The organism is Citrobacter sp. BDA59-3 (genome assembly GCF_015167655.1).
Classification (GTDB): Bacteria; Pseudomonadota; Gammaproteobacteria; order Enterobacterales; family Enterobacteriaceae; genus Phytobacter; species Phytobacter diazotrophicus.
Genome location: NZ_CP063427.1, coordinates 5,220,344 through 5,244,731, shown reverse-complemented (window position 1 = coordinate 5,244,731; position 24,388 = coordinate 5,220,344). Strand labels below are relative to the sequence as shown.

At 55.8% G+C, this 24,388-nt stretch carries 24 protein-coding genes; 11 read left to right on the top strand and 13 right to left on the bottom strand.

All coding sequences use genetic code 11. The annotated features are described in order from the left end of the window. Window positions 1-78: 78 nt before the first annotated feature. From IP582_RS24700 to IP582_RS24690, 3 genes are read left to right on the top strand one after another with little or no spacing between them, the layout of a single operon-like run. A complete protein-coding gene (locus IP582_RS24700; protein WP_193794706.1) occupies window positions 79-939 on the top strand; it encodes a ketose-bisphosphate aldolase in 861 nt (286 codons plus the stop codon). A 48-nt stretch (window positions 940-987) separates the two neighbouring features. Continuing rightward, window positions 988-1,905 (top strand): ROK family protein, encoded by a 918-nt coding sequence (locus tag IP582_RS24695; RefSeq protein ID WP_193794705.1) that lies wholly within the window; start codon window positions 988-990, stop codon window positions 1,903-1,905. Then, window positions 1,902-2,588, top strand: a complete 687-nt coding sequence (locus IP582_RS24690; protein ID WP_193794704.1) for a D-lyxose/D-mannose family sugar isomerase — start codon at window positions 1,902-1,904, stop codon at window positions 2,586-2,588. The genes IP582_RS24695 and IP582_RS24690 overlap by 4 nt, the downstream gene beginning before the upstream one ends. A 185-nt stretch (window positions 2,589-2,773) precedes the next feature. On the opposite strand, the gene IP582_RS24685 is transcribed toward IP582_RS24690, so the two are convergent. Both IP582_RS24685 and IP582_RS24680 read right to left on the bottom strand, forming a co-directional pair. Next, on the bottom strand, window positions 2,774-4,504 hold the full coding sequence (locus IP582_RS24685) for an AsmA family protein (protein ID WP_193794703.1): 1,731 nt from the start codon (window positions 4,502-4,504) through the stop codon (window positions 2,774-2,776). Between the two features lie 120 nt (window positions 4,505-4,624). Continuing rightward, a complete protein-coding gene (locus tag IP582_RS24680) occupies window positions 4,625-6,010 on the bottom strand; it encodes a uracil-xanthine permease family protein (RefSeq protein WP_107222650.1) in 1,386 nt (461 codons plus the stop codon). A 226-nt stretch (window positions 6,011-6,236) separates the two neighbouring features. On the opposite strand from IP582_RS24680, the gene IP582_RS24675 reads away from it, so the two are divergent. Continuing rightward, on the top strand, window positions 6,237-6,914 hold the full coding sequence (locus IP582_RS24675; protein WP_193794702.1) for a hypothetical protein: 678 nt from the start codon (window positions 6,237-6,239) through the stop codon (window positions 6,912-6,914). Here IP582_RS24675 and recG read toward each other — a convergent pair whose 3' ends face one another. The 5 genes from recG to gmk form a co-directional block, all read right to left on the bottom strand. Further along, window positions 6,915-8,996 (bottom strand): ATP-dependent DNA helicase RecG, encoded by a 2,082-nt coding sequence (gene recG / locus IP582_RS24670; RefSeq protein WP_132440350.1) that lies wholly within the window; start codon window positions 8,994-8,996, stop codon window positions 6,915-6,917. Between the two features lie 5 nt (window positions 8,997-9,001). Further along, a complete protein-coding gene (gene trmH / locus IP582_RS24665; RefSeq protein WP_193794701.1) occupies window positions 9,002-9,691 on the bottom strand; it encodes a tRNA (guanosine(18)-2'-O)-methyltransferase TrmH in 690 nt (229 codons plus the stop codon). Between the two features lie 131 nt (window positions 9,692-9,822). Next, window positions 9,823-11,955: a bifunctional GTP diphosphokinase/guanosine-3',5'-bis pyrophosphate 3'-pyrophosphohydrolase gene (spoT, locus tag IP582_RS24660; RefSeq protein ID WP_039080106.1), complete on the bottom strand. Its 2,133-nt coding sequence runs from the start codon at window positions 11,953-11,955 to the stop codon at window positions 9,823-9,825. Window positions 11,956-11,973: 18 nt separating this feature from the next. Continuing rightward, window positions 11,974-12,249: a DNA-directed RNA polymerase subunit omega gene (gene rpoZ, locus IP582_RS24655; protein WP_000135058.1), complete on the bottom strand. Its 276-nt coding sequence runs from the start codon at window positions 12,247-12,249 to the stop codon at window positions 11,974-11,976. Between the two features lie 53 nt (window positions 12,250-12,302). Further along, window positions 12,303-12,926: a guanylate kinase gene (gene gmk / locus IP582_RS24650; RefSeq protein ID WP_039080107.1), complete on the bottom strand. Its 624-nt coding sequence runs from the start codon at window positions 12,924-12,926 to the stop codon at window positions 12,303-12,305. A 274-nt stretch (window positions 12,927-13,200) separates the two neighbouring features. Here gmk and ligB point away from each other — a divergent pair, with 274 nt between their 5' ends. Then, on the top strand, window positions 13,201-14,859 hold the full coding sequence (gene ligB / locus IP582_RS24645; RefSeq protein ID WP_193794700.1) for an NAD-dependent DNA ligase LigB: 1,659 nt from the start codon (window positions 13,201-13,203) through the stop codon (window positions 14,857-14,859). An 80-nt stretch (window positions 14,860-14,939) separates the two neighbouring features. On the opposite strand, the gene IP582_RS24640 is transcribed toward ligB, so the two are convergent. Continuing rightward, a complete protein-coding gene (locus IP582_RS24640) occupies window positions 14,940-16,184 on the bottom strand; it encodes a glycoside hydrolase family 28 protein (protein ID WP_193794699.1) in 1,245 nt (414 codons plus the stop codon). A gap of 136 nt (window positions 16,185-16,320) precedes the next feature. Then, window positions 16,321-17,184 carry a YicC/YloC family endoribonuclease gene (locus tag IP582_RS24635; RefSeq protein WP_193794698.1) on the bottom strand — a complete coding sequence of 288 codons (864 nt, stop codon included), beginning with the start codon at window positions 17,182-17,184 and terminating at the stop codon, window positions 16,321-16,323. Between the two features lie 124 nt (window positions 17,185-17,308). On the opposite strand from IP582_RS24635, the gene rph reads away from it, so the two are divergent. Together rph and pyrE are read left to right on the top strand one after the other, a co-directional pair. Further along, window positions 17,309-18,025, top strand: a complete 717-nt coding sequence (gene rph, locus IP582_RS24630) for a ribonuclease PH (protein WP_039080110.1) — start codon at window positions 17,309-17,311, stop codon at window positions 18,023-18,025. Between the two features lie 211 nt (window positions 18,026-18,236). Beyond that, window positions 18,237-18,878, top strand: coding sequence for an orotate phosphoribosyltransferase (pyrE, locus tag IP582_RS24625; protein WP_071195078.1), 642 nt, complete (start codon window positions 18,237-18,239; stop codon window positions 18,876-18,878). 80 nt (window positions 18,879-18,958) lie between these two features. Here pyrE and slmA read toward each other — a convergent pair whose 3' ends face one another. The 3 genes from slmA to coaBC all read right to left on the bottom strand — a co-directional run bounded on the left by slmA (window position 18,959) and on the right by coaBC (window position 21,322). Continuing rightward, window positions 18,959-19,555, bottom strand: a complete 597-nt coding sequence (slmA, locus tag IP582_RS24620; protein ID WP_039080112.1) for a nucleoid occlusion factor SlmA — start codon at window positions 19,553-19,555, stop codon at window positions 18,959-18,961. A 119-nt stretch (window positions 19,556-19,674) separates the two neighbouring features. Continuing rightward, window positions 19,675-20,133, bottom strand: a complete 459-nt coding sequence (dut, locus tag IP582_RS24615) for a dUTP diphosphatase (protein WP_039080113.1) — start codon at window positions 20,131-20,133, stop codon at window positions 19,675-19,677. Next, window positions 20,111-21,322 carry a bifunctional phosphopantothenoylcysteine decarboxylase/phosphopantothenate--cysteine ligase CoaBC gene (gene coaBC / locus IP582_RS24610; RefSeq protein ID WP_103245897.1) on the bottom strand — a complete coding sequence of 404 codons (1,212 nt, stop codon included), beginning with the start codon at window positions 21,320-21,322 and terminating at the stop codon, window positions 20,111-20,113. The genes dut and coaBC overlap by 23 nt, the downstream gene beginning before the upstream one ends. 172 nt (window positions 21,323-21,494) lie before the next feature. Here coaBC and radC point away from each other — a divergent pair, with 172 nt between their 5' ends. The 4 genes from radC to mutM all read left to right on the top strand — a co-directional run bounded on the left by radC (window position 21,495) and on the right by mutM (window position 23,802). Further along, the gene (gene radC, locus IP582_RS24605) at window positions 21,495-22,163 is read left to right on the top strand and encodes a DNA repair protein RadC (protein ID WP_193794697.1); all 669 of its coding nucleotides are present in this window, start codon (window positions 21,495-21,497) and stop codon (window positions 22,161-22,163) included. Window positions 22,164-22,378: 215 nt separating this feature from the next. Further along, complete coding sequence (rpmB, locus tag IP582_RS24600; RefSeq protein ID WP_002436699.1) at window positions 22,379-22,615, top strand: 50S ribosomal protein L28; 237 nt, start codon at window positions 22,379-22,381, stop codon at window positions 22,613-22,615. A 20-nt stretch (window positions 22,616-22,635) separates the two neighbouring features. Continuing rightward, window positions 22,636-22,803, top strand: a complete 168-nt coding sequence (rpmG, locus tag IP582_RS24595; protein ID WP_003024094.1) for a 50S ribosomal protein L33 — start codon at window positions 22,636-22,638, stop codon at window positions 22,801-22,803. 189 nt (window positions 22,804-22,992) lie between these two features. Then, a complete protein-coding gene (gene mutM / locus IP582_RS24590) occupies window positions 22,993-23,802 on the top strand; it encodes a bifunctional DNA-formamidopyrimidine glycosylase/DNA-(apurinic or apyrimidinic site) lyase (protein WP_193794696.1) in 810 nt (269 codons plus the stop codon). A 109-nt stretch (window positions 23,803-23,911) separates the two neighbouring features. Here mutM and coaD read toward each other — a convergent pair whose 3' ends face one another. Beyond that, a complete protein-coding gene (gene coaD, locus IP582_RS24585; protein WP_071195076.1) occupies window positions 23,912-24,388 on the bottom strand; it encodes a pantetheine-phosphate adenylyltransferase in 477 nt (158 codons plus the stop codon).

Genomic DNA, 24,388 nt, shown 5'->3' with positions numbered 1-24,388 from the left:
TTTTTTCTGTTACGCCTTCTATGCCTCTGCAACGACGCACCGGCAGGGCTTGCTACACCCCGAAACTGGAGAATTAACATGTTAATTTCAATGAAAGAGTTACTGAAACCCACCCGCCAACACGGTTTCGCCATTGGTGCGTTCAACGTGGCGGATAGCTGCTTCATCCGCGCGGTGGTGGAAGAAGCGGAAGCCACCAACACGCCTGCGATTATCTCCATCCACCCCAGCGAACACGATTTTGTCGGGGATAGCTTTTTCGGCTATGTCCGCGATATCACCATGCGCAGCCCGGTGCCGTTCACCCTGCACCTGGATCACGGCGCGTCGGTCGAACATGTGTTGCGGGCGATCCAGTGTGGATTCACCTCGGTGATGATTGATGGCTCGCTACTGCCCTATGAGGAGAACGTGGCGCTGACCAAAGAAGTGGTGCGCCTGGCGCATGCGGTGGGCGTTTCGGTGGAAGGAGAACTGGGCACCATCGGGCAGACGGGCACGTCCGTGGAAGGCGGCGTGTCGGAAGTCACCTATACCGACCCGGCACAGGCAGAGGATTTTATTGCCCGTACCGGGGCAGACACTCTGGCGGTGGCGATCGGTACGGCGCATGGTATCTACCCGAAAGGCATGCAGCCGAAGCTGCAAATGAACATTCTACGCGACATTGCCGGGCGGGTGGATATTCCTCTGGTGCTGCACGGCGGTTCGGCGAACCCGGATGCGGAAATTGCTGAATCCGTGACCCTGGGGGTGGGCAAAATCAACATCTCCAGCGACATGAAATACGCCTACTTCCAGAAAGTGCGTGAGATCCTCGCCCGCGAAACCTGGTGGGATCCGAACGTGATCTACCCGGATGCGATCAACGCCGCGCGAGAGGTGATCCGCTACAAAATGAAGCTGTTTGGATCAACCGGGAAAGCGTCACTCTACTAAGGCCATGGAGGCGGGTTCGCCCGCCTCTTTCGCAATAAGGAAAGGGATATGTACTACCTGGGGCTGGACATCGGTGGCACCAAAATCGCGGCAGTGGTGATGGACGCGCAGGGCCAGGAAATAGCCCGCTACCGCTGTCCGACGCAAAAAGCGAGCTATGCGCAGTTTGTGGAGTCGGTGGTCGCTTTTATTGACCAGATTCGCCATGACATACAACAGCCGATGATAACGGGGATTGCCCTGCCGGGCAGCGTTTCGCCGCTAAGCGGGCTGATTAAAAATTCGAATATTCAGGTCATTAATGGCCGCGCGTTGCAGGCGGATCTCCAGCAGTTACTGGGGCAGACCGTGGTGATGGCGAACGACGGCAACTGCTTCGCTCTGTCGGAAGCTTGTGACGGCGCGGGGCAGCAGCATGAAGTGGTGTTTGGTATCACGCTCGGTACCGGCTGCGGCGGCGGGATAGCCATTCACCGCCAGCCATTTGTCGGCGCGTGGGGAAATGCCGCCGAGTGCGGTCACATTACCCTGCCGGGATACCGCGAGCAGCACGATGGCCCGCCAGTACGCTGTTATTGCGGTAAGGATAACTGCGTGGAGTCGTTTGTCTCCGGGACGGGGTTGAGTGAGTGCTACCGGTTGTTCAGTGGGCAACATCTTACAGGTGATGCGATTGTGGCGCTGGCGCAGCAGGGGGAACCCAACGCCGTGCGGCAGGTGTCGCGGTTTCGCCAACAGCTTGCCCGCACCCTGGCAACGGTGGTGAATCTTCTCGACCCTGGCGTGATTGTGATTGGCGGTGGGTTATCGAATGCAGAGTCGCTTATCGCGAATCTTGAAGCCGACGTCGCCCCTTTCGTTTTTACCGATCATTTCTCTACCCCCATCGTGAAAGCCCATCACGGCGACAGCAGCGGCATGCGCGGCGCTGCCTGGCTTGCCATTCGAACCGGGAGAACAGAATGAAACGTTCACAGATTAACTATGCCATTGATAAAGCGCATGCCATCGCCGAGACGTTCCGGGTGTGCCTACCGGAGTTTGCCTTTTTCACTGTCGATGCCTGGCGAAAACAGCCGCTGGATGAATGGAGTGAGGTGCTGGATCTGCAACTGGGCTGGGATATCACCGATTTTGGCCGCGGCGATTTTAGCAAAACCGGCCTGACGCTGCTGACGTTGCGTAACGGTGCGCTGAATTCAGCCGCCTACCCGAAGCCGTATGCCGAAAAGATGCTGCAAATCCAGCAGGAGCAGCAGACGCCGTGGCATTTTCATCGCCATAAAATGGAAGACATTCTGAACCGGGGCGGTGGCGATTTGTGTATGCAGTTCGGCTGGGCGACGGATGAGGCGTTGTTTGACGAGCGGCGTGTGGTGGAGGTGCGTGTTGACGGGCGGCGGCGTACGTTTAAGCCCGGTGAGACGCTGGTGTTAAAACCGGGGCAGGGGGTGTGTCTGCCACCGCGTCTGTATCACCGTTTCTGGGCCGAGAAAGCGTTTGTGCTCGGTTGGGAGATTTCGATGGTGAATGACGATAAGCGCGATAACCATTTCCTCGAGCCCGGCGGGCGTTTCCCAACCATCGATGAAGATGTGCCCGTGAAGTGGTTGTTATGCAACGAATACGATCGTTTGAATGTGACGTGATTTTCCCGGATGCGGCGTAAACGCCTTATCCGGGCTACGCATCGTACCGCCGCGCCAGCGGATTTCGGTGCCTGATGTGGGCAGCGTTTTTCCTCCCTCTCCCTCAGGGAGAGGGCCGGGGTGAGGGTTGTTGGATGCGCCGTTGCCGAGTCCCCGGTAAGCGCAGCGCCACCGGGGAAAATGGGTTACGGCGCTGGCGGTACTGCGACAGGTGCCGACGCGGGCGCAGCCGCTTCACCACCTGACACTACGCCGCTGCGCATCGTCTGTTTCACCTGTTGTTGCTGGGCATTCACGGCGGAAAGTTCACCATCAACCGTTGGTTTTAGCGGCGCATCGGCCTGAATACGGCCCGTGGCGCTCAACTGCAGATTACCGTCGCCACCGATCGGCAACGCGGGCCATCCCCACTGCTGCAATACATTCATCGGCACGCCACGCCCGTTCAGGCTCACCCGCACGGTGCGGTCCGGCGTTTGACCGACCACGGCAGTGGCTTCCAGCATCCCTTTCTCGACAAAGGCGCTCAGCTCGGTAATGTTCACCGAACTGCCGTTAGCGCTTAACGCCAGCGACGGCCTGCGCACATCCACCCGGTTAAAGGTCGCGGCGGCGGCATTAATCTTCACATCGCCATTCCACACGCCCCACTTGTGGTCGCGCGCCAGTTGCACGTTGGTGCCGTAGCCATCCAGTGACGTCAACTGCCACGGGAAAGCCGGGTCGATATCAATCACCAGGTTGCGACTTGCGCTGAACCTGGTCAGCGTGACGCTATTCAGCCAGTCGGGCAGGATGTCCATCCACAACTGCTTCCAGTTGGCAGGCAGCGTATATTCCAGCCCGACGATGGCCGCATCGTTCAGCACCAGTGCTTTTCCGCTGCGCGTCCAGTAGCCGGATGTGCGCACCATTCCGTTTTCCCAGCGGGTGGTGAACTGCTGCATCGCGATACCCGCCGGGGTAAATTCCGCGTTTATAATCGGGTCGAACAAATGCAGCGAACCGTAGATAAACTCATTAGCATTCATCGACAACTGGCCGTCATCCGTATGCCAGTCGCCTTTGGTTAGCGTCAGGTTACGCAGCGTCAGGTCCAGATCGGCAATTGCCCATTCTGGCCCCTGCAGACGGGCATCGGTCACATCCAGCCGCCCGATTTGCAACGACGGCAGAGTCGTGAGCGGTGCAAAGAAATCTTTCAACGATTTGTCGCTCTGCAGGCGAATATCAGTCAGCCGCAGGTTATCCACCACCCAGCCGCCATCCGCGTCGCGTCGTGCATTTCCGGTCAGCGAACCTCGCGCCATATCCGCACCAATGGTGGTTAATGTGACCGTGCCTTTATCAATGCTGCCCTGAATTAACACATTGCTGGCGGGCACGCCGTTAAGCGTCATCGAACCGGCGCTCATCTGAATTTGCGCCTGCGTGCCGAGCACATTGCCCTCGACAGGCTGCCAGGGGCTTACGCCGCCGGTGACGCGTTGCGCACTCAGATTCCAGCCGGTCGCCGGGCTGTTAAAGGCCATATTGCTCAGTTGCAGACGGTCAGCCTGGAAGGGGAGCGGCGCGGTGGCCGGGGAAAGATTCAGCGTGCCGTCCTGCAGCAAAATGGTGTCGGTGTGGTGAGGGTCGGTGAACTGGCGGCTACTCAGGCCGATATCAACGGTTTTGGCGACCAGAGTAGCGGGCTGCCCTTTACGGCCAAAATTGACGTTGCGTAACAGCACATGGGAAGGCGAGGAAAGCTGGTGGTCAATGGCCTCAACGGTGAGGTGATATTGACTCTTTTCGTTTACCCAGTTAGCAACCTGCGTTGCACCCCAGCGGGTCTGCAGCAGGAAATAACCGGCCACCATCGCCAGCAGCAGGACGACAATGACGAAAATTAGCAGCTTTCCAATAAATTTCATGATCTTCCACCCTCGTAAGCCTGTACAGGAGTTATGCACGATTTATGCGCATTCCTCAAGGCACGAATGGTGAAAGAGCGTTACAGAGGCAACGGAATATATCCGCTGCCTCTGTTGGAATTACGGCTTATCGGTAGGGAAAACCAGGTTCAGCACGATAGCGGTGATGCCACCGGCAGCGATGCCGGAAGAGAGCAGGTTTTTCAGCCAGTCAGGGGCGAATTGCAGAATCATTGGCTGCTGGGAGACGCCCAGGCCAACGGCCAGCGACAGGGCGATGATCATGATTGCGCGGCGGTTCAGCGGCTCGCGGGAAACGATACGTACGCCAGATGCGGCAATGGTACCGAACATCACCAGCGTTGCACCGCCGAGCACCGGCTCAGGCAGTTGCTGAACGAAGGCGGCAACGGCCGGGAACAGACCCATCACCATCAGCATGACGGCAACGAAGAAACCCACATAACGGCTGGCGACGCCGGTGAGCTGAATCACGCCGTTGTTCTGCCCGAAACAGGAGTTCGGGAAGGTATTGAACACCGCAGAAACAAAGGAGTTCAGACCGTTTGCCAGTACGCCGCCTTTAAGGCGATTCATATAGGCCGGGCCGGAAACCGGCTGCTCAGAAACGTCAGAGGTTGCGGTGATATCACCGATGGTTTCCAGCGAGGTGATCATAAATACCAACATCAGCGGCAGCAGCAGGTTCCAGTCGATGCTCAGGCCATAATACAGCGGCGTAGGGATCATAAAGGTGCTGCCCGGCGCGTTGTAAGCCGGGAGCATACCCATCATCATGGCGACGAGGTAGCCGACCGCCATTGCAATGACCAGGGAGGCGATACGCAGGTACGGGTTACGCTGGCGGTTCAGCAGAATGATGATGGCAAGAACGATACCTGCCAGTAGCAGGTTCTTCGGCGCGCCAAAGGTATGGTTTGCCATCGCGCCGAAGCCACCGCCCACAGACGTCAGGCCGACCTGAATCAGCGACAGGCCGATGATCATCACCACCACGCCGGAGACCAGCGGGGTAATGATACGGCGGGCAAACGGCAGAATGCGGGAGATGACCATCTCGGTACAGCTTGCCAGCATCAGGGAGCCGAACAAGGCGGCCATCATCGTCGGCACATCGGCGCCGCCAGTTTTCAGTGCGGTTCCGCCCATAATTAATGGCGCAACGAAGTTAAAGCTGGTGCCCTGAATAGACAACAGGCCGGACCCGACCGGGCCCCAGGCTTTAATCTGGATGATGGATGCGACGCCGGAGGCGAACAGCGACATGCTGATGATGTGCTGCGTATCCTGAGCCGGTAAACCCAGTGCCTGGCAAATCAGCAGGCCTGGCGTGATAACGCCAACAAACATCGCCAGCAGGTGCTGTAGCGCGGCAAAAATGGTTTGCGCCAGCGGTGGGCGGTCTTCAAGGCGGTAGATCAGCTCACTGGGCTGGGTATGCGCAACCGTTTGCGCATTTTCGGACTCGATGGTGTTGACAGACATCGCAAACAATCCCCTGATGGAAAAGCGGAGATTCTATCGGACTGTTTGGTAAAAGCAAACGGTTGCTAAACAATAAAACGTACTTTTATAAAGAATGTTGAGAGCGGCAAGTTGGGTTCTAAGGCCCCCCGATTTTAGGTGGTTCGCGCTTTTATCGTTCTGCAGAATTTGCGCAATGCTAAAATCATCGGCAATCGCGCATGATAATTAAAAATTAGGGATTGATATGAAAGGAAAAATACTGCTCGCCCTGGCTTTTTTCTCTGCCGGATGTCTCGCTGACGAATACGATCTGCATACCTGTCGTAATGGCAGTTTCCCCACCTGGCCAGGCGTCTTCAACCAGGCGAAAGTGAAAACCGATGCCAATGCTAAAGTGCATTTTTACCGCGACGATGACGGCTGCCCGGGGCAGGGTGAAGTCTGCGCAACAAAACCGTATCTGGTGGCGGGTGACACGGTACTGGTAGCACAAGAAGTGCCGGGCTGGAGCTGCGTCTGGTACTCAGGGAAAAAGCATGAATTTGTCGGCTGGATGCCCACTAAGTCCTTAGAAAAACAGCCGATTCACAACGCGACGCTTGCCGAATGGACTGGTAAATGGCATGCCGAATTGGGTGACAATGAAATTCATATTACGTCTGTGGGGAAAGGGCAGCTTAACGTCGAGGGACAGGCGACCTGGTATGGCGGAAAAGATTCGCAAGGATATGACATTGTCCATACCGGCGATCTCGATGAGACAATAACGCCACAAGGGAATGCGCTGCACTGGGGAAACCCGAAAGAGGAATACACTTGCAGCGGGGCGGCACAACTGGTTAATGGCAACTTAATCGTTCGTGATAGCGGTTATTGCGGCGGCATGAACGTCAGTTTTGATAACGTCTATCACAAACAGTAATCAGGCGTTTGAATAGCGTTCTGTTTCCGGCATCCAGCGCTCGATAAGGGCTTCGGCCTGCCGGGGATAGCGTTCGTGAATATGACGGGCAATGCGCTGCACTTCCGGGATCATCGCCTGGTCGCGCAGCAAATCAGCCACTTTGAACTCGGCATTCCCGGTCTGTCGGGTGCCGAGCAGTTCGCCTGGGCCGCGAATCTCCAGATCTTTTTGCGCAATCACAAAGCCGTCATTACTGTCGCGCAGCACCTGCAGGCGTTTTTGCGCGGTTTTCGACAGCGGTGATTTGTAGAGCAGCACGCAGTGTGAGGCCACCGCGCCGCGTCCGACACGACCGCGTAGCTGGTGGAGTTGCGCAAGACCCAGACGCTCCGGGTTTTCGATAATCATCAGGCTGGCGTTGGGCACGTCCACGCCCACTTCGATCACGGTGGTCGCCACCAGAAGATGCATTTCGCCCTGTTTGAAGGCCTGCATCACCGCCTGTTTTTCCGCAGGCTTCATGCGTCCGTGAACCAGGCCGATATTCAGCTCCGGCAGGGACAGCTTTAACTCTTCCCACGTGGCTTCCGCTGCCTGGGCTTCCAGCAGATCGGACTCTTCAATCAACGTACAGACCCAGTAGGCCTGGCGACCTTCCCCGGTACAGGCGTTGCGCACGCGATCGATAATATCGCTGCGTCGGGTATCCGGAATGGCAACGGTGGTCACAGGTGTTCTGCCCGGTGGAAGTTCGTCGATAACCGAGGTGTCGAGATCGGCATAGGCGGTCATCGCCAGGGTGCGCGGAATGGGTGTTGCGGTCATGATCAACTGGTGGGGATGGAAGCCCTGTTGCTGGCCTTTCTCCCACAGCGCCAGGCGTTGATGTACGCCAAACCGATGCTGTTCGTCGATGATCACCAGCGCAAGGCCGTTAAACTGCACCTGTTCCTGGAAGATGGCGTGCGTGCCGACGATCATTTGTACCTGGCCGCTGGCAATGGCCTCTTGCTGCGCCTGGCGCGCTTTGCCTTTCTGCTTACCCGCCAGCCAGCCCACTTCCACACCGAGCGGCGCGAACCAGTTGCGGAAATTGTTGGCGTGTTGTTCAGCCAGCAGCTCGGTCGGCGCCATCAGGGCCACCTGATTGCCGTTGGCAATCGCCCGCAATGCCGCCAGCGCCGCCACCAGCGTTTTCCCGGAACCCACGTCGCCCTGTACAAGGCGCATCATCGGCACATCGAGCGCCATATCGCGTTCAATTTCTGCCACCACGCGCGCTTGCGCGCCGGTAGGTTTGAACGGCAGCGAGGCCAGCAGGGCATTTTTCAGCGTATCCTGAGGATTCAGCGGCTTTGCGTGATAACGCTGCGCCCCGGCACGCAACGCCAGCATGCTGAGATTGTGTGCCAGTAACTCTTCGAGAATTAAACGCCTTTGCGCCGGGTGTTGCCCGGTTTCCAGCTCAGCAAGCTGCAGTGTCGGCGGAGGACGATGCAGAGTGCGCAAGGCTTCCGGCAGTGTCATCAGCCCCTGTGCCAGCTCTGGCGGTAGCAGTTCAGCAATCGCGCAAGTGGCAAGCAGGTCCAGCGCCTGATCGGTGAGCTTGCGCAACGTCGCCTGTTTTATCCCCTCGGTCGTCGGATAAACAGGCGTTAAGGTTTCCTGTAATTCCGGGGTACTGAGATCGCCCTGAACACGGTATTCCGGGTGGATCATCTCTGCGCCGAACTTCCCGCGTTTTGCTTCACCGTAGGCCAGCACGCGACGCCCGGTCGCGAGGCTGTTTTTCATCGCCGCGTTGAAGTTGAAAAAACGCATAGTCAGAATGCCGGAACCGTCGCTTATCTGGCAGGTCATCATCCGACGTCCGCCAAAGGTAATGTTGCAGTTCAGCACTTCGCCTTCCACCGTGGCATAAATGCCCGGCAGCAGGTCGGCAATGGGGTAGAGCTGGGTGCGATCTTCGTAGCGTAGAGGCAGGTGCAGCAGTAAATCCTGCACTGTGTGAAGGCCGATTTTTGCAAGTTTGCTGGCCTGCGCCGCGCCAACGCCGGTCAGGGTATTGAGGGGAACGGCATCCAGCAGGCGACCTTGCATAGGCATTATCTCGCAGCCTGCATGGTGGCCCACCAGGCTTCGTCGGCGTCCACTTCGCCATGCTCGTTGACGCGGGGATAAGGCAGACCTTTGCGTTTTGCCACGCGCGCCAGTACCGGGTAACCGCCTTCAAACAACCGACGCTGCTGTTCTTCATCTGGCAGCATGCTGTTTTCGCGCAGGTACATACCGGCGTTTTGTCGTTGGCGCTGGGCTTCGTAGAGGATAAGCGCAGAGGCGACGGAGACGTTGAGCGACTGCACCATGCCGATCATCGGGATGATAATGTCCTGATCCGCCAGATCTAATGCTTCCTGGCTGATTCCGGTTTTCTCCTGCCCCATCAAAATACAGGTGGGGCGGGTGTAGTCGATCTCGCGAAAATCTACGGCTTTGTCTGAGAGGTGTGTCGCCAGGATCTGCATTCCCGCCGCTTTCAGTTGGGAAACGGCGTCACCGATGGTCGGGTGCGTTTTCACTTCCACCCAACTGTTGCTACCCGCAGCGGATGACAGCATGGTATGCATGCGTCGACTCGGCCAGACGGCATGAACTTCATGTACGCCGACGGCGTCTGCGGTGCGGATAATCGCGGAGACGTTATGCGGTTTGTGGACCTGCTCCATGCAGACGGTCAGGTCCGGTTGACGCCTGGCCAGCATCTCGCGGATTCGCGCATAACGTTGTGCATTCATATACACTTCATCCTTCAAATTGCCTCAGCGTTAGCTGCACTCTCTCACCCCTGTTACGTACTTCTGTACGCTCTTGGGGTTTCATTCGCTTGCTGCCTCGATGCAATTCGAATGCTTTTGTGTAAGACATACTAGTTTCGGTTACGGGTGACTTTAATCACATCCGGCATGACGCGGATTTTGCGCATGATATTCGCCAGATGGACGCGATCGCGAGACGTCAGACGGATAAAGGCGCTGTAAACGCGGCCGTCTTTTTCTTCCGTGTTCAGGCTTTGAATATTGGAAGACGCGGTGTTGATTGCCGCGGTCAGATTCGCCAGTGCGCCCTGATGGTTGAACATATCTACCTTGATTTCGGTGATAAATTCCTGCGCGGTGTCCTTGTCCCACTCAACGGCCATAAACTTCTCTGGCTCTTTCTGGTAGCCACGGATGTTACGGCAAGATTCATGGTGGATGACCAGCCCTTTGCCGGGGCTAACATGCGCCACAATCGGGTCGCCGGGAATCGGACGACAGCACTTCGCGAAGGTGATCAGCACACCATCCGCACCTTTGATCGGCAAATGTCCGCCACTTGCGCTGACGCTCGCGGCGGTACCGGTGCTTTGCGCTGTCGCCGTCGCTTCACCCTGTTGCAGGTTCTTCGCTACTACCACGCTCATGGCGTTGCCGAGGCCGATTTCCGCCAGCAGATCGTCAAGTGAGGCGAGTTTCATGCGGTCCAGCTCGCGCTGAATATGTTCTTGCGGGATTTCCGCTAGCTTACGGCTTCCACCCAGTGCGTGGTTGAGCAGACGGCGGCCAAGGCTCACTGAATCATCACGCTTGAGGTTTTTCAGCAACTGGCGAATTTTGGCGCGGGCTTTCGAGCTCACGACAAAGTTAAGCCATGCCGCGTTCGGACGAGCGCCCGGCGCGGTAATGATTTCTACGGTTTGCCCGCTGGAAAGCGACTGCGACAGAGGATACGGCTGCCTGTCGACGCGTGCGCCCACACAGGCGTGGCCGATGTCGGTGTGAACCGCATAGGCGAAGTCGACCGGGGTCGCGCCTGCTGGCAGTTCCACGATGCGGCCTTCCGGGGTGAAAACATAAATCTCATCCGGGAAGAGATCAGATTTAACGCTCTCAATAAATTCAAACGAGCTGCCTGCGCTCTGTTGCAGTTCGAGCAGGCTTTGCATCCAGCGCTGGGCACGGATTTGCGCGGTGGTGCTGGTTTCGCCGTGCTCTTTATAGGCCCAGTGCGCAGCGACCCCCATTTCCGCCATCTGGTCCATGTCTTCGGTGCGAATTTGCACTTCAACCGGGACGCCGTGAGGACCGATCATCGAGGTGTGCAGAGACTGATAGCCGTTCGCTTTTGGAATGGCGATATAGTCTTTAACGCGACCCGGACGCGGTTTGTAGAGGCTGTGCATCTGGCCCAGCACGCGATAGCAGGTGTCGGAATCATGGACGATAACGCGGAAGGCATAGATATCCATAATCGAGTGAAAACGCTGCTCTTTGAGCACCATTTTGCAGTAGATGGAGTACAGGTGTTTTTCGCGACCGCTGACGCGACACGGAATTCCCGCTTCCTGCAGACGCCCTTCAATTTCAGAAAGGATCTTCTGAATCATCTCTTTACGGTTACCGCGCGCAGCTTTTACCACTTCTTTAATGACGCGATAACGGTTCGGATACAACGCTTCAAAGCCCAGCTCTTCAAGCTCAGTTTTGATGTGATGAATACCTAAACGGTGCGCCAGCGGGCTGTAAATTTCGAGAGTTTCACGGGCGATGCGGCGACGTTTATCCGGGCGAAGAGAGCCCAGCGTGCGCATGTTGTGGGTACGGTCGGCGAGTTTGATGAGAATGACGCGGATATCCTGCACCATCGCCATAATCATCTTGCGAAAGTTTTCGGCCTGCGCCTCTTTCTTATCGCGGAACTTGAGCTTATCAAGCTTTGACACCCCTTCTACCAGTTCGGCAACGCTTTTGCCAAACAACTGCTCCATGTCCTGGTAGGTTGCGGGGGTATCTTCAATCACGTCATGCAGCAGCGCGGCCATCAGCGTTTCGTAGTCGAGTTTCATCTCGGCCAGGATACAGGCTACGGCAACCGGGTGCGTGATATAGGGTTCACCACTTGAACGTGTCTGGCCCTCGTGAGCGTCACGTGCAACGAGATACGCCTGCCGAAGACGCTTGATCTGGTCTTCCGGCAGGTAGTTTTGAATCAGTTGATTCAGACTTTCAAACAGATACAAGGGCGACCCGCTTATTGATTAACGACGACCTTCAGCAATAGCGGTAACGGCTTGTAATTCAGCGGCTTCCTGCTCTTGCTGTTCCTGGCGCTCACGTACGTCGAGGATCTGGTTGTTGATCAGACCTTCTTCGATTTCGCGCAGCGCGATAACGGTGGTTTTATCGTTTTCTTCCGGTACCAGCGGATCCTTTCCGCCTACCTGCATCTGACGAGCGCGACGCGCGGCGACCAGTACCAGGTCAAAACGGTTACCAATTTTCTCTACAGCGTCCTGAACAGTTACGCGTGCCATATTTAAAATGCTCCACAGATGGTGATGGACTGGGCATGATACTGAATGTGGGTTCAGTCTGCCAACAGTTTGCTGATTAAAGCGTCATGTCGCTGCATCTGGCGGCCCATACGCAGACGTTCGGCGCGAATGATGGTTTTGAGGTCGCCCAGGGCGGTATCGAAATCATCGTTCACAATAAGGTAATCATACTCTGCGTAATGGCTCATTTCCGCAACTGCTTGCGCCATGCGCTTTGCGATAACATCTTCGCTGTCCTGACCGCGACCACGCAGACGTCTGTCCAGCTCGATTTTCGACGGCGGCAAAATAAAGATGCTGCGCGCCTGCGGCATTCTCATGCGGATTTGCTGCGCGCCCTGCCAGTCAATATCCAGGAATACATCTACGCCGGTTTTAAGAACTTGCTCAATCGTAGCGCGCGATGTGCCGTAATAATTGCCAAATACCTCGGCGTGCTCAAGGAAGGCGTCATCATCAATCATCGCTTTAAATTCGGCATGATTAACAAAGAAATAGTGTTCACCGTGCACTTCACCCGGACGCGGCGCGCGCGTGGTGTGTGAAACAGAAACCTGGGTGTCATACAACGGTTGGGTTTTTAATAAAGCCTGAATGAGGCTTGATTTACCCGCGCCACTGGGGGCGGAAACAATATAAAGCGTGCCTTGAGCCATGAGAGTCTTTTGTATGTGAATTGCGAAAGGAAACTTACATACGTGCCTATTATACACAACGGCGCAACGTGACGTAGCCCTCGTCACACTTTTTACTGTGGATAATGGTGTTTTGCGCGCCTTTTCCCTGATTTGCCACCCTTTTTCTGCAAACGGTGAAAAACGCCGGAACCCACCTCGCAAACTCTGTTTTACTGCCTCGAAAACCTATTTCCGTCGCGATATACCCGCTGCATTCAGCTAAGGAGGCGGCGAAATGTGGATAAGGATATTTATGATGATCGGCGCGGTGGTCTGGAGCGTATGCAGTAACGCGGCCTGCCCGGTGTGGGCGCCAGCGCGAGCAGAACAAGAGATTGCACAACTGGAAAAACAGATTGCGCAGTGGAATGAGGATTACTGGTTGCAGGGCGCGAGCGCCGTGAGCGACGATGTTTACGACAATCTCAATGCCCAGCTTGCGAACTGGCGGCGCTGTTTTGGGCAGGAGACGGTCCGTGATGCGCCAGCCGTAGCGGGCGGTACGGTAAGGCACCCGATTGCCCATACGGGGGTTGATAAACTGCGTAATAAAGACGCGCTGCGTAAATGGATGGCGGGTAAAGCAGCGCTTTGGGCACAGCCGAAAGTGGACGGCGTGGCGGTCACACTGGTCTATCGCCACGGCAAACTGGAGCGGGTCATCAGCCGGGGGAATGGACTGGCAGGCGAAGACTGGACGGAGAATGCCCGCCGTATTCCCGCACTGCCGCAAACTGTTACCGGCGCACTGGCAAACAGCGTCTTACAGGGCGAGCTGTTTTTAAAGCGTGATGGTCATATTCAAAAACAGATGGGTGGCATGAACGCCCGGGCCAAAGTGGCGGGCGCCATGATGAGACGAGGCGGAGCGGATGTGTTAAGCGATATTGCCGTCTTTGTCTGGAGCTGGCCGGACGGGCCGCAAGCGTTGGCGCATCGCCTGCAATTATTAACGCAGGCCGGGTTTGACTGGGTGGAACGCTACAGTGTGCCCGTCAGCAATATCAGTGAAGTGGAGGTCCTTCGTGAGCGCTGGTTCACCACCGCGCTGCCCTTTGTGACAGATGGCGTGGTGGTAAGAAGTGCTCAAGAGCCGCAAGGAAAACAGTGGCTCCCGGGGCAGGGTGTCTGGGTCGCGGCATGGAAATATCCGCCAGTCGAACAGGTCGCCGAGGTGAAAAATATCCGCTTTACCGTCGGGCGTACCGGGAAAATTGCCGTGGTTGCCCATCTGGAGCCGGTACAACTGGACGATAAACGTGTGCAGCGGGTCAATGTTGGTTCTGTGCGGCGTTGGCAGGAACTGGATATTGCGCCTGGCGATCGGGTAGTGGTAAGCCTGGCAGGGCAAGGGATCCCACGCATTGATGATGTGGTCTGGCGCGGGCAGGTTCGCGTTAAACCGCAGCCGCCTGCCCCGGTTTTCACGCCGCTTACCTGTTTTTATGCCTCGCCAGAATGTCAGGAGCAATTTCTGGCCCGGCTGACGTGGCTGAGTTCAAAGCAGGCACTGGATATTGAAGGGCTGGGGGAGGCGGGTTGGCGTGCGTTGCATCAGGCGCATCGGTTTGAACATCTCTTTTCCTGGCTGGCGTTAACCGAAACGCAGCTACAGGAAACAGCCGGGATAACACCTGCTCGCGGACGGCAGCTTTGGCATCGCTTCGAACTTGCCCGGGAGCGGCCCTTTGTGCGCTGGGTTTATGCCCTTGGTCTGCCGTTAACGACGTCGGCAATTCAGGCCGCCGGGGATACACACTGGCAGCAGATGCAGGATCGAAGCGACCAGGCGTGGCAGCGTCTGCCGGGCATCGGTGCCCGAAAAGCCCGCCAGATCATGACTTTTATTCAGGAGCCGGTGGTTAAGACGCTGGTGGCCTGGCTGGGTGAGCACGGAATTGCTGGCTTTTAGCGCCGTCACTTTTGCAGCAGCGATGAGGTCTTTCGCTATGACGGCCATATTTTGCTTTGCGATGTTCCCACGCATTTATCTCAAGGGCATGATCCCGTGGGGCCTGGCGCGATTGCGCCCTGGATAATAGCGTATTTTTTGTGCATTTCCGAACCCCCGGCAAGCGTCACATTTTTCAGGGTGGTTACAATCGGATTGCTGTCGCTGTCTCCCTGAAATGTCAGCGCACCTGCCGTAAGCACTTTCACATGCTCAAACGTGATATCGCGAAAGATGGGGAGCAGATGCCCTTCTTTAGGTTCGTAGCGCGTGTTTAGAACAATCGGGTTTTTCACGTTTTCCATGCAGATATTGCGATAGGTAACCCCGGTCACCAGACCACCGCGCGAGCGGTCGCTTTTAATGCGCAGCCCGTTAGTTGTGCCGTTCAGGGTGAGCTGGTTGACGTCCACATCACTCACACCTTTATTGACCTCGCTACCAATGGACATGCCGTGTCCGGAGCCAAAGCGGTTATCCACAATGGAGATATGGGATGCGCTGGCATTCCCGGCCTTAATGGCGACATTATCGTCCCCGGTGCCGATCACGCTGTGGATGAGCGTCACGTTCGTCGAGCCCATAGGATCAAAACCATCCGTATTACGTGCGAAAGCGGGGGTGTCGATAGTGATCCCCCACAAGGTCAGCCCGTTGCTGCGGTTGCCCACTACGTGGAAATTCGGCGCGTTTTTGAGGGTTATCTGATACAGCGTGATATCTGAGGAGCTATCAATCTGGATTAAGCGAGGCGCATTCTGTTTGCTGCCGCTTTTTTGCGCCTCTTTTGCCAGTTGCCACCATGTCTGGTTTCGCCCTGCCATGACCGTGCCACCCTGGCCATCAATTGTCCCCTGTCCATAAATCCCGCTGCCGACCGCGTCTTTAATCCAGATAAACGGTTTACAGCCCTTCCCTGAATCATCCAGCGTGCCGCAGGTCTGTTTGCCTGTGTCGAAGCGGGCCGGGTTGGCGACAGCCCTCAGTGTTGTTCCCGTATCAATCGCAAGGCTAACGCCCGATGGCAGGCTGAGTGGGCCACTGTAGAAGGTATCCGAGTTTTCTGATGCGGCCAGATGCACTGTTTTTCCGCGAGCGCAGGTATTGAGCGCCGTCTGGATTGCCTGCGTTGCATCGTCTGTTCCGCTGGCATAAAGGGTCTGACAAGGCGGCGGTGTGACGGGTTGGGTGACGGTGCGCGTATCTCCTGCCTGTGCCCCTGCGGCACAGAGCATCAGTATGGCTGTTAGCGTACTAACATGAAGCGGTCGCGAGGGTGAAGACATAAAAAGTCCGGACAGGTGGAAACCTGAAAGTCACAATACCGGGGGCGGTACGAACCTGTAAAGCGATGGCCGGGAGCGGAGAGCAGAAAATAAAAAAGCCCGCAGCGTTGCGGGCTTTCGGGGCGCGGGCGCGGGATTATTCGATATTCTGGATCTGCTCGCGCATCTGCTCAATCAACACTTTCAGCTCAATGGCTGAATTGGTGACATCGGCATTGATAGATTTAGACGCCAGGGTGTTCGACTCACGGTTGAACTCCTGCATCATAAAGTCGAGACGGCGGCCCACAGCCTCTTTCTTCTTGAGGATGTTGTAGGTTTCTTTAACGTGCGCTTCCAGACGGTCAAGCTCTTCGGCAACGTCGATACGCTGTGCCATCAGCACCAGCTCTTGTTCCAGTCGATTATTTTCCAACTGGACCTGCGCTTCTTCCAGTTTTGCTACCAGGCGGTCGCGCTGCCATTGCAGGATTTCCGGCATCTGTGCGCGCACGTTTTTCACTTCAGTGCTGACGCCTTCCAGACGCTGCTCAATTAAGGCTTTCAGCGCCTGGCCTTCGGTCTCGCGGGCAACGATAAAATCGTCCAGCGCGTCATCAAGGGCAGACAGAATTTCAGCGGCAATCGCGTCCAGATCCTGTTCCTGAGCGGCCATAACGCCCGGCCAACGCAGAATATCCACCGGGTTGATTTCGCCTTCATCGCTCTGCATTTTGACCCAGTTGGCGGCGTTCACCAGCTGTTTTGCCAGTTTTTCGTTGAGAATCAGTTCGCTTTGGGCGCTGGCGTCAGGTTCAAAACGCAGATTACATTCGATTTTTCCGCGAGTCAGACGCGTACGGATGCGCTCGCGAACCACAGGTTCCAGGCTACGAAATTGTTCCGGCAGACGGAAGTAAGTTTCAAGATAACGCTGGTTTACCGAGCGCAGTTCCCATGAGGCAGAGCCCCAGCTACCCTTGATTTCACGCCGGGCGTAGGCGGTCATACTGCGGATCATAGACGTTCCCGTTTTTTAAGGAGAGATGCGGGGATTATAGCTTTCATGGGCTTATCAGGATAGGAATAACCTTGGTAAGCCAGTATAATGCGCAGCCACATTCGTAACAGCCGGAGAAATCATCATGCGTCCATCAGGCCGTAGCACCACCGAGGTGCGTCCCGTCACCCTGACCCGTAATTACACAAAACACGCAGAAGGCTCCGTGCTGGTTGAATTTGGTGATACCAAAGTGCTGTGCACCGCCACCCTTGAAGAGGGTGTGCCACGTTTCCTCAAAGGCCAGGGCCAGGGCTGGATCACCGCCGAATATGGCATGCTGCCGCGTTCCACCCACACCCGTAACGCGCGCGAAGCGGCGAAGGGCAAACAGGGCGGGCGCACCATGGAAATTCAGCGTCTTATCGCCCGTGCGCTGCGTGCGGCGGTAGACTTAACGGCGCTGGGTGAATACACCATTACCCTGGACTGCGACGTGATTCAGGCCGATGGCGGTACCCGTACTGCCTCCATCACCGGAGCATGCGTTGCGCTGGCCGATGCGCTGAACGCGCTGGTAAGCGCAGGCAAACTGAAAGCGAACCCGATGAAAGGACTGGTGGCGGCGGTTTCAGTCGGCATCGTCAATGGCGAAGCGGTTTGCGATCTGGAATACGTGGAAGACTCCGCAGCGGAAACCGATATGAACGTGGTGATGACCGAAGATGGGCGCATCATTGAAGTTCAGGGCACCGCCGAGGGCGAACCGTTCACCCACGAAGAACTCCTGACCTTGCTGGCGTTGGCCCGAGGGGGAATCGAATCGATTATTGCGACGCAGAAAGCGGCGTTGGCAAACTAGTTTTTAAGGCGACTGAGAAGTCGCCTTTTTTTTGTCCATAGAAAAGTGAAATCCTTTCCCAGTCGGCGTAATCGGCGAAGACCGTTTGAACGCGAACAGCGCGGAAAATCCGGAACGTACACGAAGTACGTGAGGATTTGAGCACTGCCCGGGTTAAAACTGGCAAGTAAGATAGCCTGATGGGATAGGTTCTAAGATGAGGAGCGAATCCATGAAACAGTATCAGCGTGAGTTTATTGAGTTTGCGCTTAACAAACAGGTACTCAAGTTTGGCGAGTTCACCCTGAAATCCGGGCGTAAGAGCCCCTATTTCTTTAACGCCGGCCTGTTTAATACCGGGCGCGACCTGGCGTTGCTGGGCCGTTTTTACGCCGAAGCGCTGGTGGATTCGAAAATTGATTTCGACCTGTTGTTTGGCCCGGCCTACAAAGGTATCCCTATCGCGACCACCACAGCAGTCGCGCTGGCTGAGCACCACGAGCGTGACGTGCCGTATTGCTTTAACCGCAAAGAGGCCAAAGACCACGGCGAAGGCGGCACGCTGGTTGGCAGCGCATTGCAGGGCCGCGTCATGCTGGTGGATGATGTGATCACTGCCGGTACGGCAATTCGCGAATCCATGGAGATAATCCAGGCGAACGGCGCGACGCTGGCAGGCGTGCTGATCTCCCTTGATCGTCAGGAGCGTGGACGCGCGGATATTTCCGCGATCCAGGAAGTGGAGCGCGACTACGGCTGCAAAGTGATTTCAATTATCACCCTGAAAGAGCTGATTGCTTATCTGGAAGAGAAGCCGGAAATGGCTGACCATCTGGCCGCGGTGAAGGCATATCGGGAAGAGTACGGGATTTAATAGTAATCCCGCATACCTGAGATAGATCGAAAGAGTTGCCCGGATAAGGCGGTTAACCGCCATCCGGGATAACTTATCGCTTATTGCAACTGTGCGGCCAGCAAGGGCCAGCGTGCTTCAAACTCATCGGTCGGACTGTATTTGAACTCGCTACGCACATAGCGCGACAACATCCCCTCACAAAACGACAGCAACTGACTTGCCAGCAGCGTTTCGTCAGTGACGTAGCCTTCGCCTTCACGCATCTTCTTTTCGCGCAGTACCTGGCGAATCTGGGATTCGATACGCTCGAAAAGCTGATTGATACGCCCTTGTAAGCGATCCTGTTCAAACATCAGCGCATGACCGGTAAGAATGCGGGTCAGCCCTGGATTACGCTCGCCAAACCCCAGAATCAGTTGAACAATCAGACGCAAGCGCGCTGTGGTGTCCTTTTCATCTTTCATGATCAGGTTGATACGGGTAATCAGGCTATCTTCGATAAACTCAATGAGGCTATCGAACATGCGTGTCTTGCTAGGGAAATGACGGTACAAAGCGGCCTCGGAGACGCCAACAGACGCCGCCAGTTTTGCCGTCGTGATGCGTTGACTTCCATCGCTGGATTCAAGCATCAGTGCCAGAGACTGAAGTATTTCTTCGCGACGATTCCTTTTCGCGGTTTGTTTTTCTGCCATGTTGCAAAATACCCCTGAAATAAGCGCTTATCAGGCGAACATCCACGCGGCGGCCGCAAACCGGTGTTTGCGGAAATATTATGGCGTTATTTCGCCGCAGGATGCGTTAAATGGGCTGCTTATTTACGCCCGGAGTGACCGAAGCCACCTTCACCACGATCTGTGGCGTCAAACTCTTCAACCAGATTAAATTCAGCCTGAACGACCGGGACAAACACCATTTGCGCGATGCGCTCGCCGGGTTCAATGGTAAAGCTGTCCTGACCACGGTTCCAGACGGATACCATCAATTGCCCCTGATAGTCAGAGTCAATGAGCCCTACCAGGTTACCCAGCACAATACCATGCTTATGGCCAAGGCCTGAGCGCGGCAGAATCACTGCGGCAAGCGACGGATCGGCAATATGAATCGCCAGACCGGTCGGCAGCAGGGTGGTCGCGCCCGGTGCCAGCTCTACGGCGTCATCGAGACAGGCACGCAGATCAAGGCCGGCAGAACCGGCGGTGGCGTAGGTCGGCAGTGGGAATTGCTTGCCTACACGCGGGTCCAGAATCTTAACGTCGATTTTTTTCATCATAACGGGTAACGATCTCGTCCAGTAATAAGTGGCCTAACTGTTCCTTGCTCTTTAGCGGTAAATGTTTATCGCCATCCTGCCAGAAAAGATGCAAAGCGTTATTGTCGCTATTAAAGCCTTGATTTGATTGCGAAACGTCGTTGGCGCAGATCAGGTCGAGGTTTTTGCGGGCACGTTTTTGCCGGGCATATTCTTCCACATTATTTGTTTCGGCGGCAAACCCAACGACATAGGGGCGATGCTCGGTCAATGCGGCGACACCGGCGACGATATCCGGGTTTTTGACCATTTTTATTGTTAATTCATCGCCTTGCTTTTTGATTTTTTCGTCGGCAATGGCGGCGGCGCGATAATCCGCGACGGCGGCACAGCCAATAAAAATGTGTTGCTGCTGAGCGAGACCCTGTACCGCGGCCTCCATCTCCAGAGCGGTGGTCACGTCAATCCGTTTGACCCATGCTGGCGTTGCCAACGACACCGGGCCTGACACCAGCGTCACGTTAGCCCCACGACGGGCGGCCGCCGCAGCGATGGCAAAGCCCATCTTGCCGGAGCTGTGGTTTGTAATATAACGCACCGGGTCCAGCGGCTCGCGGGTCGGACCGGCGGTAATCATGATGTTCAGATGTTGCAGATCGTTGACAGGCGAGAAATGCGCGGCGGCGAGATCAACGATGGTTAGCGGATCCAGCATCCGGCCCGGCCCAATGTCGCCGCAGGCCTGGCTGCCGCTGTCCGGGCCCCACAATAACAGGCCGCGCGAGGCCAGCACCTCTAAATTATGCTGAGTGGCGGCGGCGCGATACATCTGCTGATTCATGGCAGGCACAACCGCAACCGGAGAAGGCGTGGCAAGGCAAATCGTCGACACCAGGTCATTAGCCATACCGGCGGCGACGCGCGCGATTAAATCGGCGGTGGCGGGGGCGAGAATGACCAGGTCGGCCCATTTGCCAAGCTCAATATGGCCCATTGCGGCTTCGGCGGCCGGGTCGAGCAGACTGTCGGAAACCGGGTAGCCGGAAACTGCCTGCAGGCTCAGCGGCGTAATAAAAGCTTTCGCTGCTTCGGTCATCGCAACGCGCACATCGGCGCCGCGATCGCGCAGACGACGCACCAGTTCCGGCGCTTTGTAAGCCGCGATGCCGCCGCTTATGCCGAGAACGATTTTTTTACCCGCCAGACTCATCATGACTCTTTCCTGTTGGATTTCACCAGAAGGCGGGCATTTTATCACAATCCTGGTGCTGTCGTGCTTTTGCCCGTCGTGCTCTTTGCGAGGTATTACGCAAGTATGGCGATCCCGTGTCGATGGCCCTTTTCGCTTGTGGCAGCATGGTGCGTAAAAGGGAGGATTCGACATGGATATAGTTTATTTACCCCCATTGCCCAGAGAAAAAATGATGAGTGCGGGCATTGCGTCGCTGACGGATGTCGAGCTACTGGCGCTGTTTTTACGCACTGGCACACAGGGGAAATCAGTGATGACGCTTTCCCGTGATCTGCTGCAGCACTTCGGCTCACTCTACGGGCTACTCTCGGCGGACTATAAAGATTTTGCCAACGTTAATGGCATTGGGGTGGCGAAATACGCGCAACTAAAAGGCATTGCCGAGCTGGCGCGGCGCTATTACAGCGTTCGGCTACTGGAAGAAACATCATTGTTAAGCCCGGAACTGACCCGGGAATTTCTGCAAAGCCAGTTGACGGGCGAAGAGCGCGAGATCTTTATGGCGATCTTTCTCGACAACCAAAATCGGGTGTTGAAGCATTCCCGTCTTTTTTCCGGCACCATTAATCAGGTGGAAGTGCATCCGCGCGAAATTGTCCGCGAGGCGATTAAAGTGAATGCCGCCGCCGTGATCCTTGCGCATAATCATCCTTCGGGTAGCGCTGAACCCAGTAAAGCGGATAGAATCATCACCGAAAGGGTGGTGAAGTGCTGTCAGTTTATGGATATTCGTGTGCTCGATCATCTGGTGATAGGCCGTGGAGAGTACGTTTCGTTCGCAGAACGGGGCTGGATTTAGACCTCTTTGGGCGATCCATCGGGATCTTTGTCTGTTCGGGACTTGAGCACATCGCCGACTCAGCGTATACTACGCCACCTTTGAGAATCTCGGGTTTGGCAATTGGGCCTGGCTACACGAGTTCGCTTAGAACCGTCAGACCAGGCTGTGAAAGCCTGACGAGGCGCCAATACCCCATACGAAGCTCGAGCTAATTTGATTTTTGGAGAATAGACATGTCCCGAGTCTGCCAAGTTACTGGCAAGCGTCCGGTGACCGGTAACAACCGTTCCCACGCACTGAACGCGACTAAACGCCGTTTCCTGCCGAACCTGCACTCTCACCGTTTCTGGGTTGAGAGCGAGAAGCGTTTTGTCACCCTGCGCGTATCTGCTAAAGGTATGCGTGTAATCGATAAGAAAGGCATCGATACAGTTCTGTCTGAACTGCGTGCCCGTGGCGAAAAGTACTAAGTACTTAGAGGAAATAAATCATGGCTAAAGGTATTCGTGAGAAAATCAAGCTGGTTTCTTCTGCTGGTACTGGTCACTTCTATACCACCACGAAGAACAAACGTACTAAGCCGGAAAAACTGGAACTGAAAAAATTCGATCCAGTTGTCCGTCAGCACGTTCTTTACAAAGAAGCAAAAATTAAATAATTTGCGCTTTCTTTGTACGAAAACCTCGCTTCGGCGGGGTTTTTTGCATTTTGCCCTTCGTAGTTTGAGCCGCAGATACGTTAGCTGTGTACGCTCACCCTGGTCCCCTACTCAGGTAAGCGCCCGGGTTTCACTTCTTGCCGCCTTCCTGTGACTCAAATTACATTGGGGAAATAAGGAGAAATAAACATGCCAGAGTTACCCGAGGTAGAAACCAGCCGCCGCGGTATTGAACCGCATCTGGTCGGCGCCAAAATTCTTCATGCTATCGTCCGTAACGGGCGCCTACGGTGGCCTGTCTCGGATGAAATTCATCGCCTGAGCGACAAACCGGTTCTCAGCGTGCAGCGCCGTGCCAAATACCTGCTGCTGGAGTTACCGGACGGCTGGATAATCATCCATCTGGGGATGTCCGGCAGCCTGCGTATTCTCACCGAAGACCTCCCGGCGGAAAAACATGACCATGTCGATCTGGTGATGAGCAATGGCAAAGTGTTGCGTTACACCGATCCACGACGCTTTGGCGCCTGGCTGTGGACGAAAGAGCTGGAAGGTCACAATGTGCTGGCACATCTGGGGCCGGAACCGTTAAGTGAGGCGTTTAACGCCGATTACCTGCAACAGAAATGTGCGAAGAAGAAAATCGCCATCAAACCCTGGCTGATGGATAACAAGCTGGTGGTGGGGGTGGGCAATATCTACGCCAGCGAGTCGCTGTTTGCTGCCGGGATCCATCCTGACAGACTGGCCTCGTCACTGTCGCGCGAGGAGTGTGAGCTGCTGGTGCGGGTAATTAAAGCCGTGCTGCTGCGTTCGATTGAGCAGGGCGGTACCACGCTGAAAGATTTTCTGCAAAGCGACGGTAAGCCCGGATATTTTGCGCAGGAATTGCAGGTTTATGGACGTAAAGGAGAGCCATGCCGGGTGTGTGGTACGCCGATTATTGCGTCAAAACATGCACAGCGGGCGACGTTTTATTGCCGCCAGTGCCAGAAGTAAAGTGCGGTGGTTGCGTTTATCCCGGCTCGCGCTGCGCTTAACCGGGCTACAGGTTGCGGACTGGTAACCCGGACAACGCGCGTCAAGCGCCGCCTCCGGAAAGAACGCCCTACAGCTTTTTCAGCAGCGCCTGGTGGACATTAGCTGGCAGGAAATGCGTGACATCACCGGCATGGCGCGCCACCTCTTTAACAAGGGTGGAGGAAATAAATGACCACTCTTTTGATGGCATCAGAAATACGCTTTCCAGGTCAGGCATCAGATGGCGATTCATATGCGCCAGTTGCATCTCATATTCAAAATCCGCCACCGCACGCAGGCCACGAATCAGAATGTTCGCCTGCTGGGCGCGCGCAAAATTGGCCATCAGATCGCTAAAGCCCATCACCGTGACGTTCGGAATCTGTTTGGTTGCTTCCTGAGCCAGTGCCACGCGCTCATCGAGCGTAAACATTGGTTTTTTGCTTGGGCTGGCGGCAATCGCCATCACCACTTCATCGAACATGGTGGCGGCGCGGGTCACGATATCAATATGCCCGTTAGTGATGGGATCAAACGTACCGGGATAAATTGCTTTTGTGCTCAT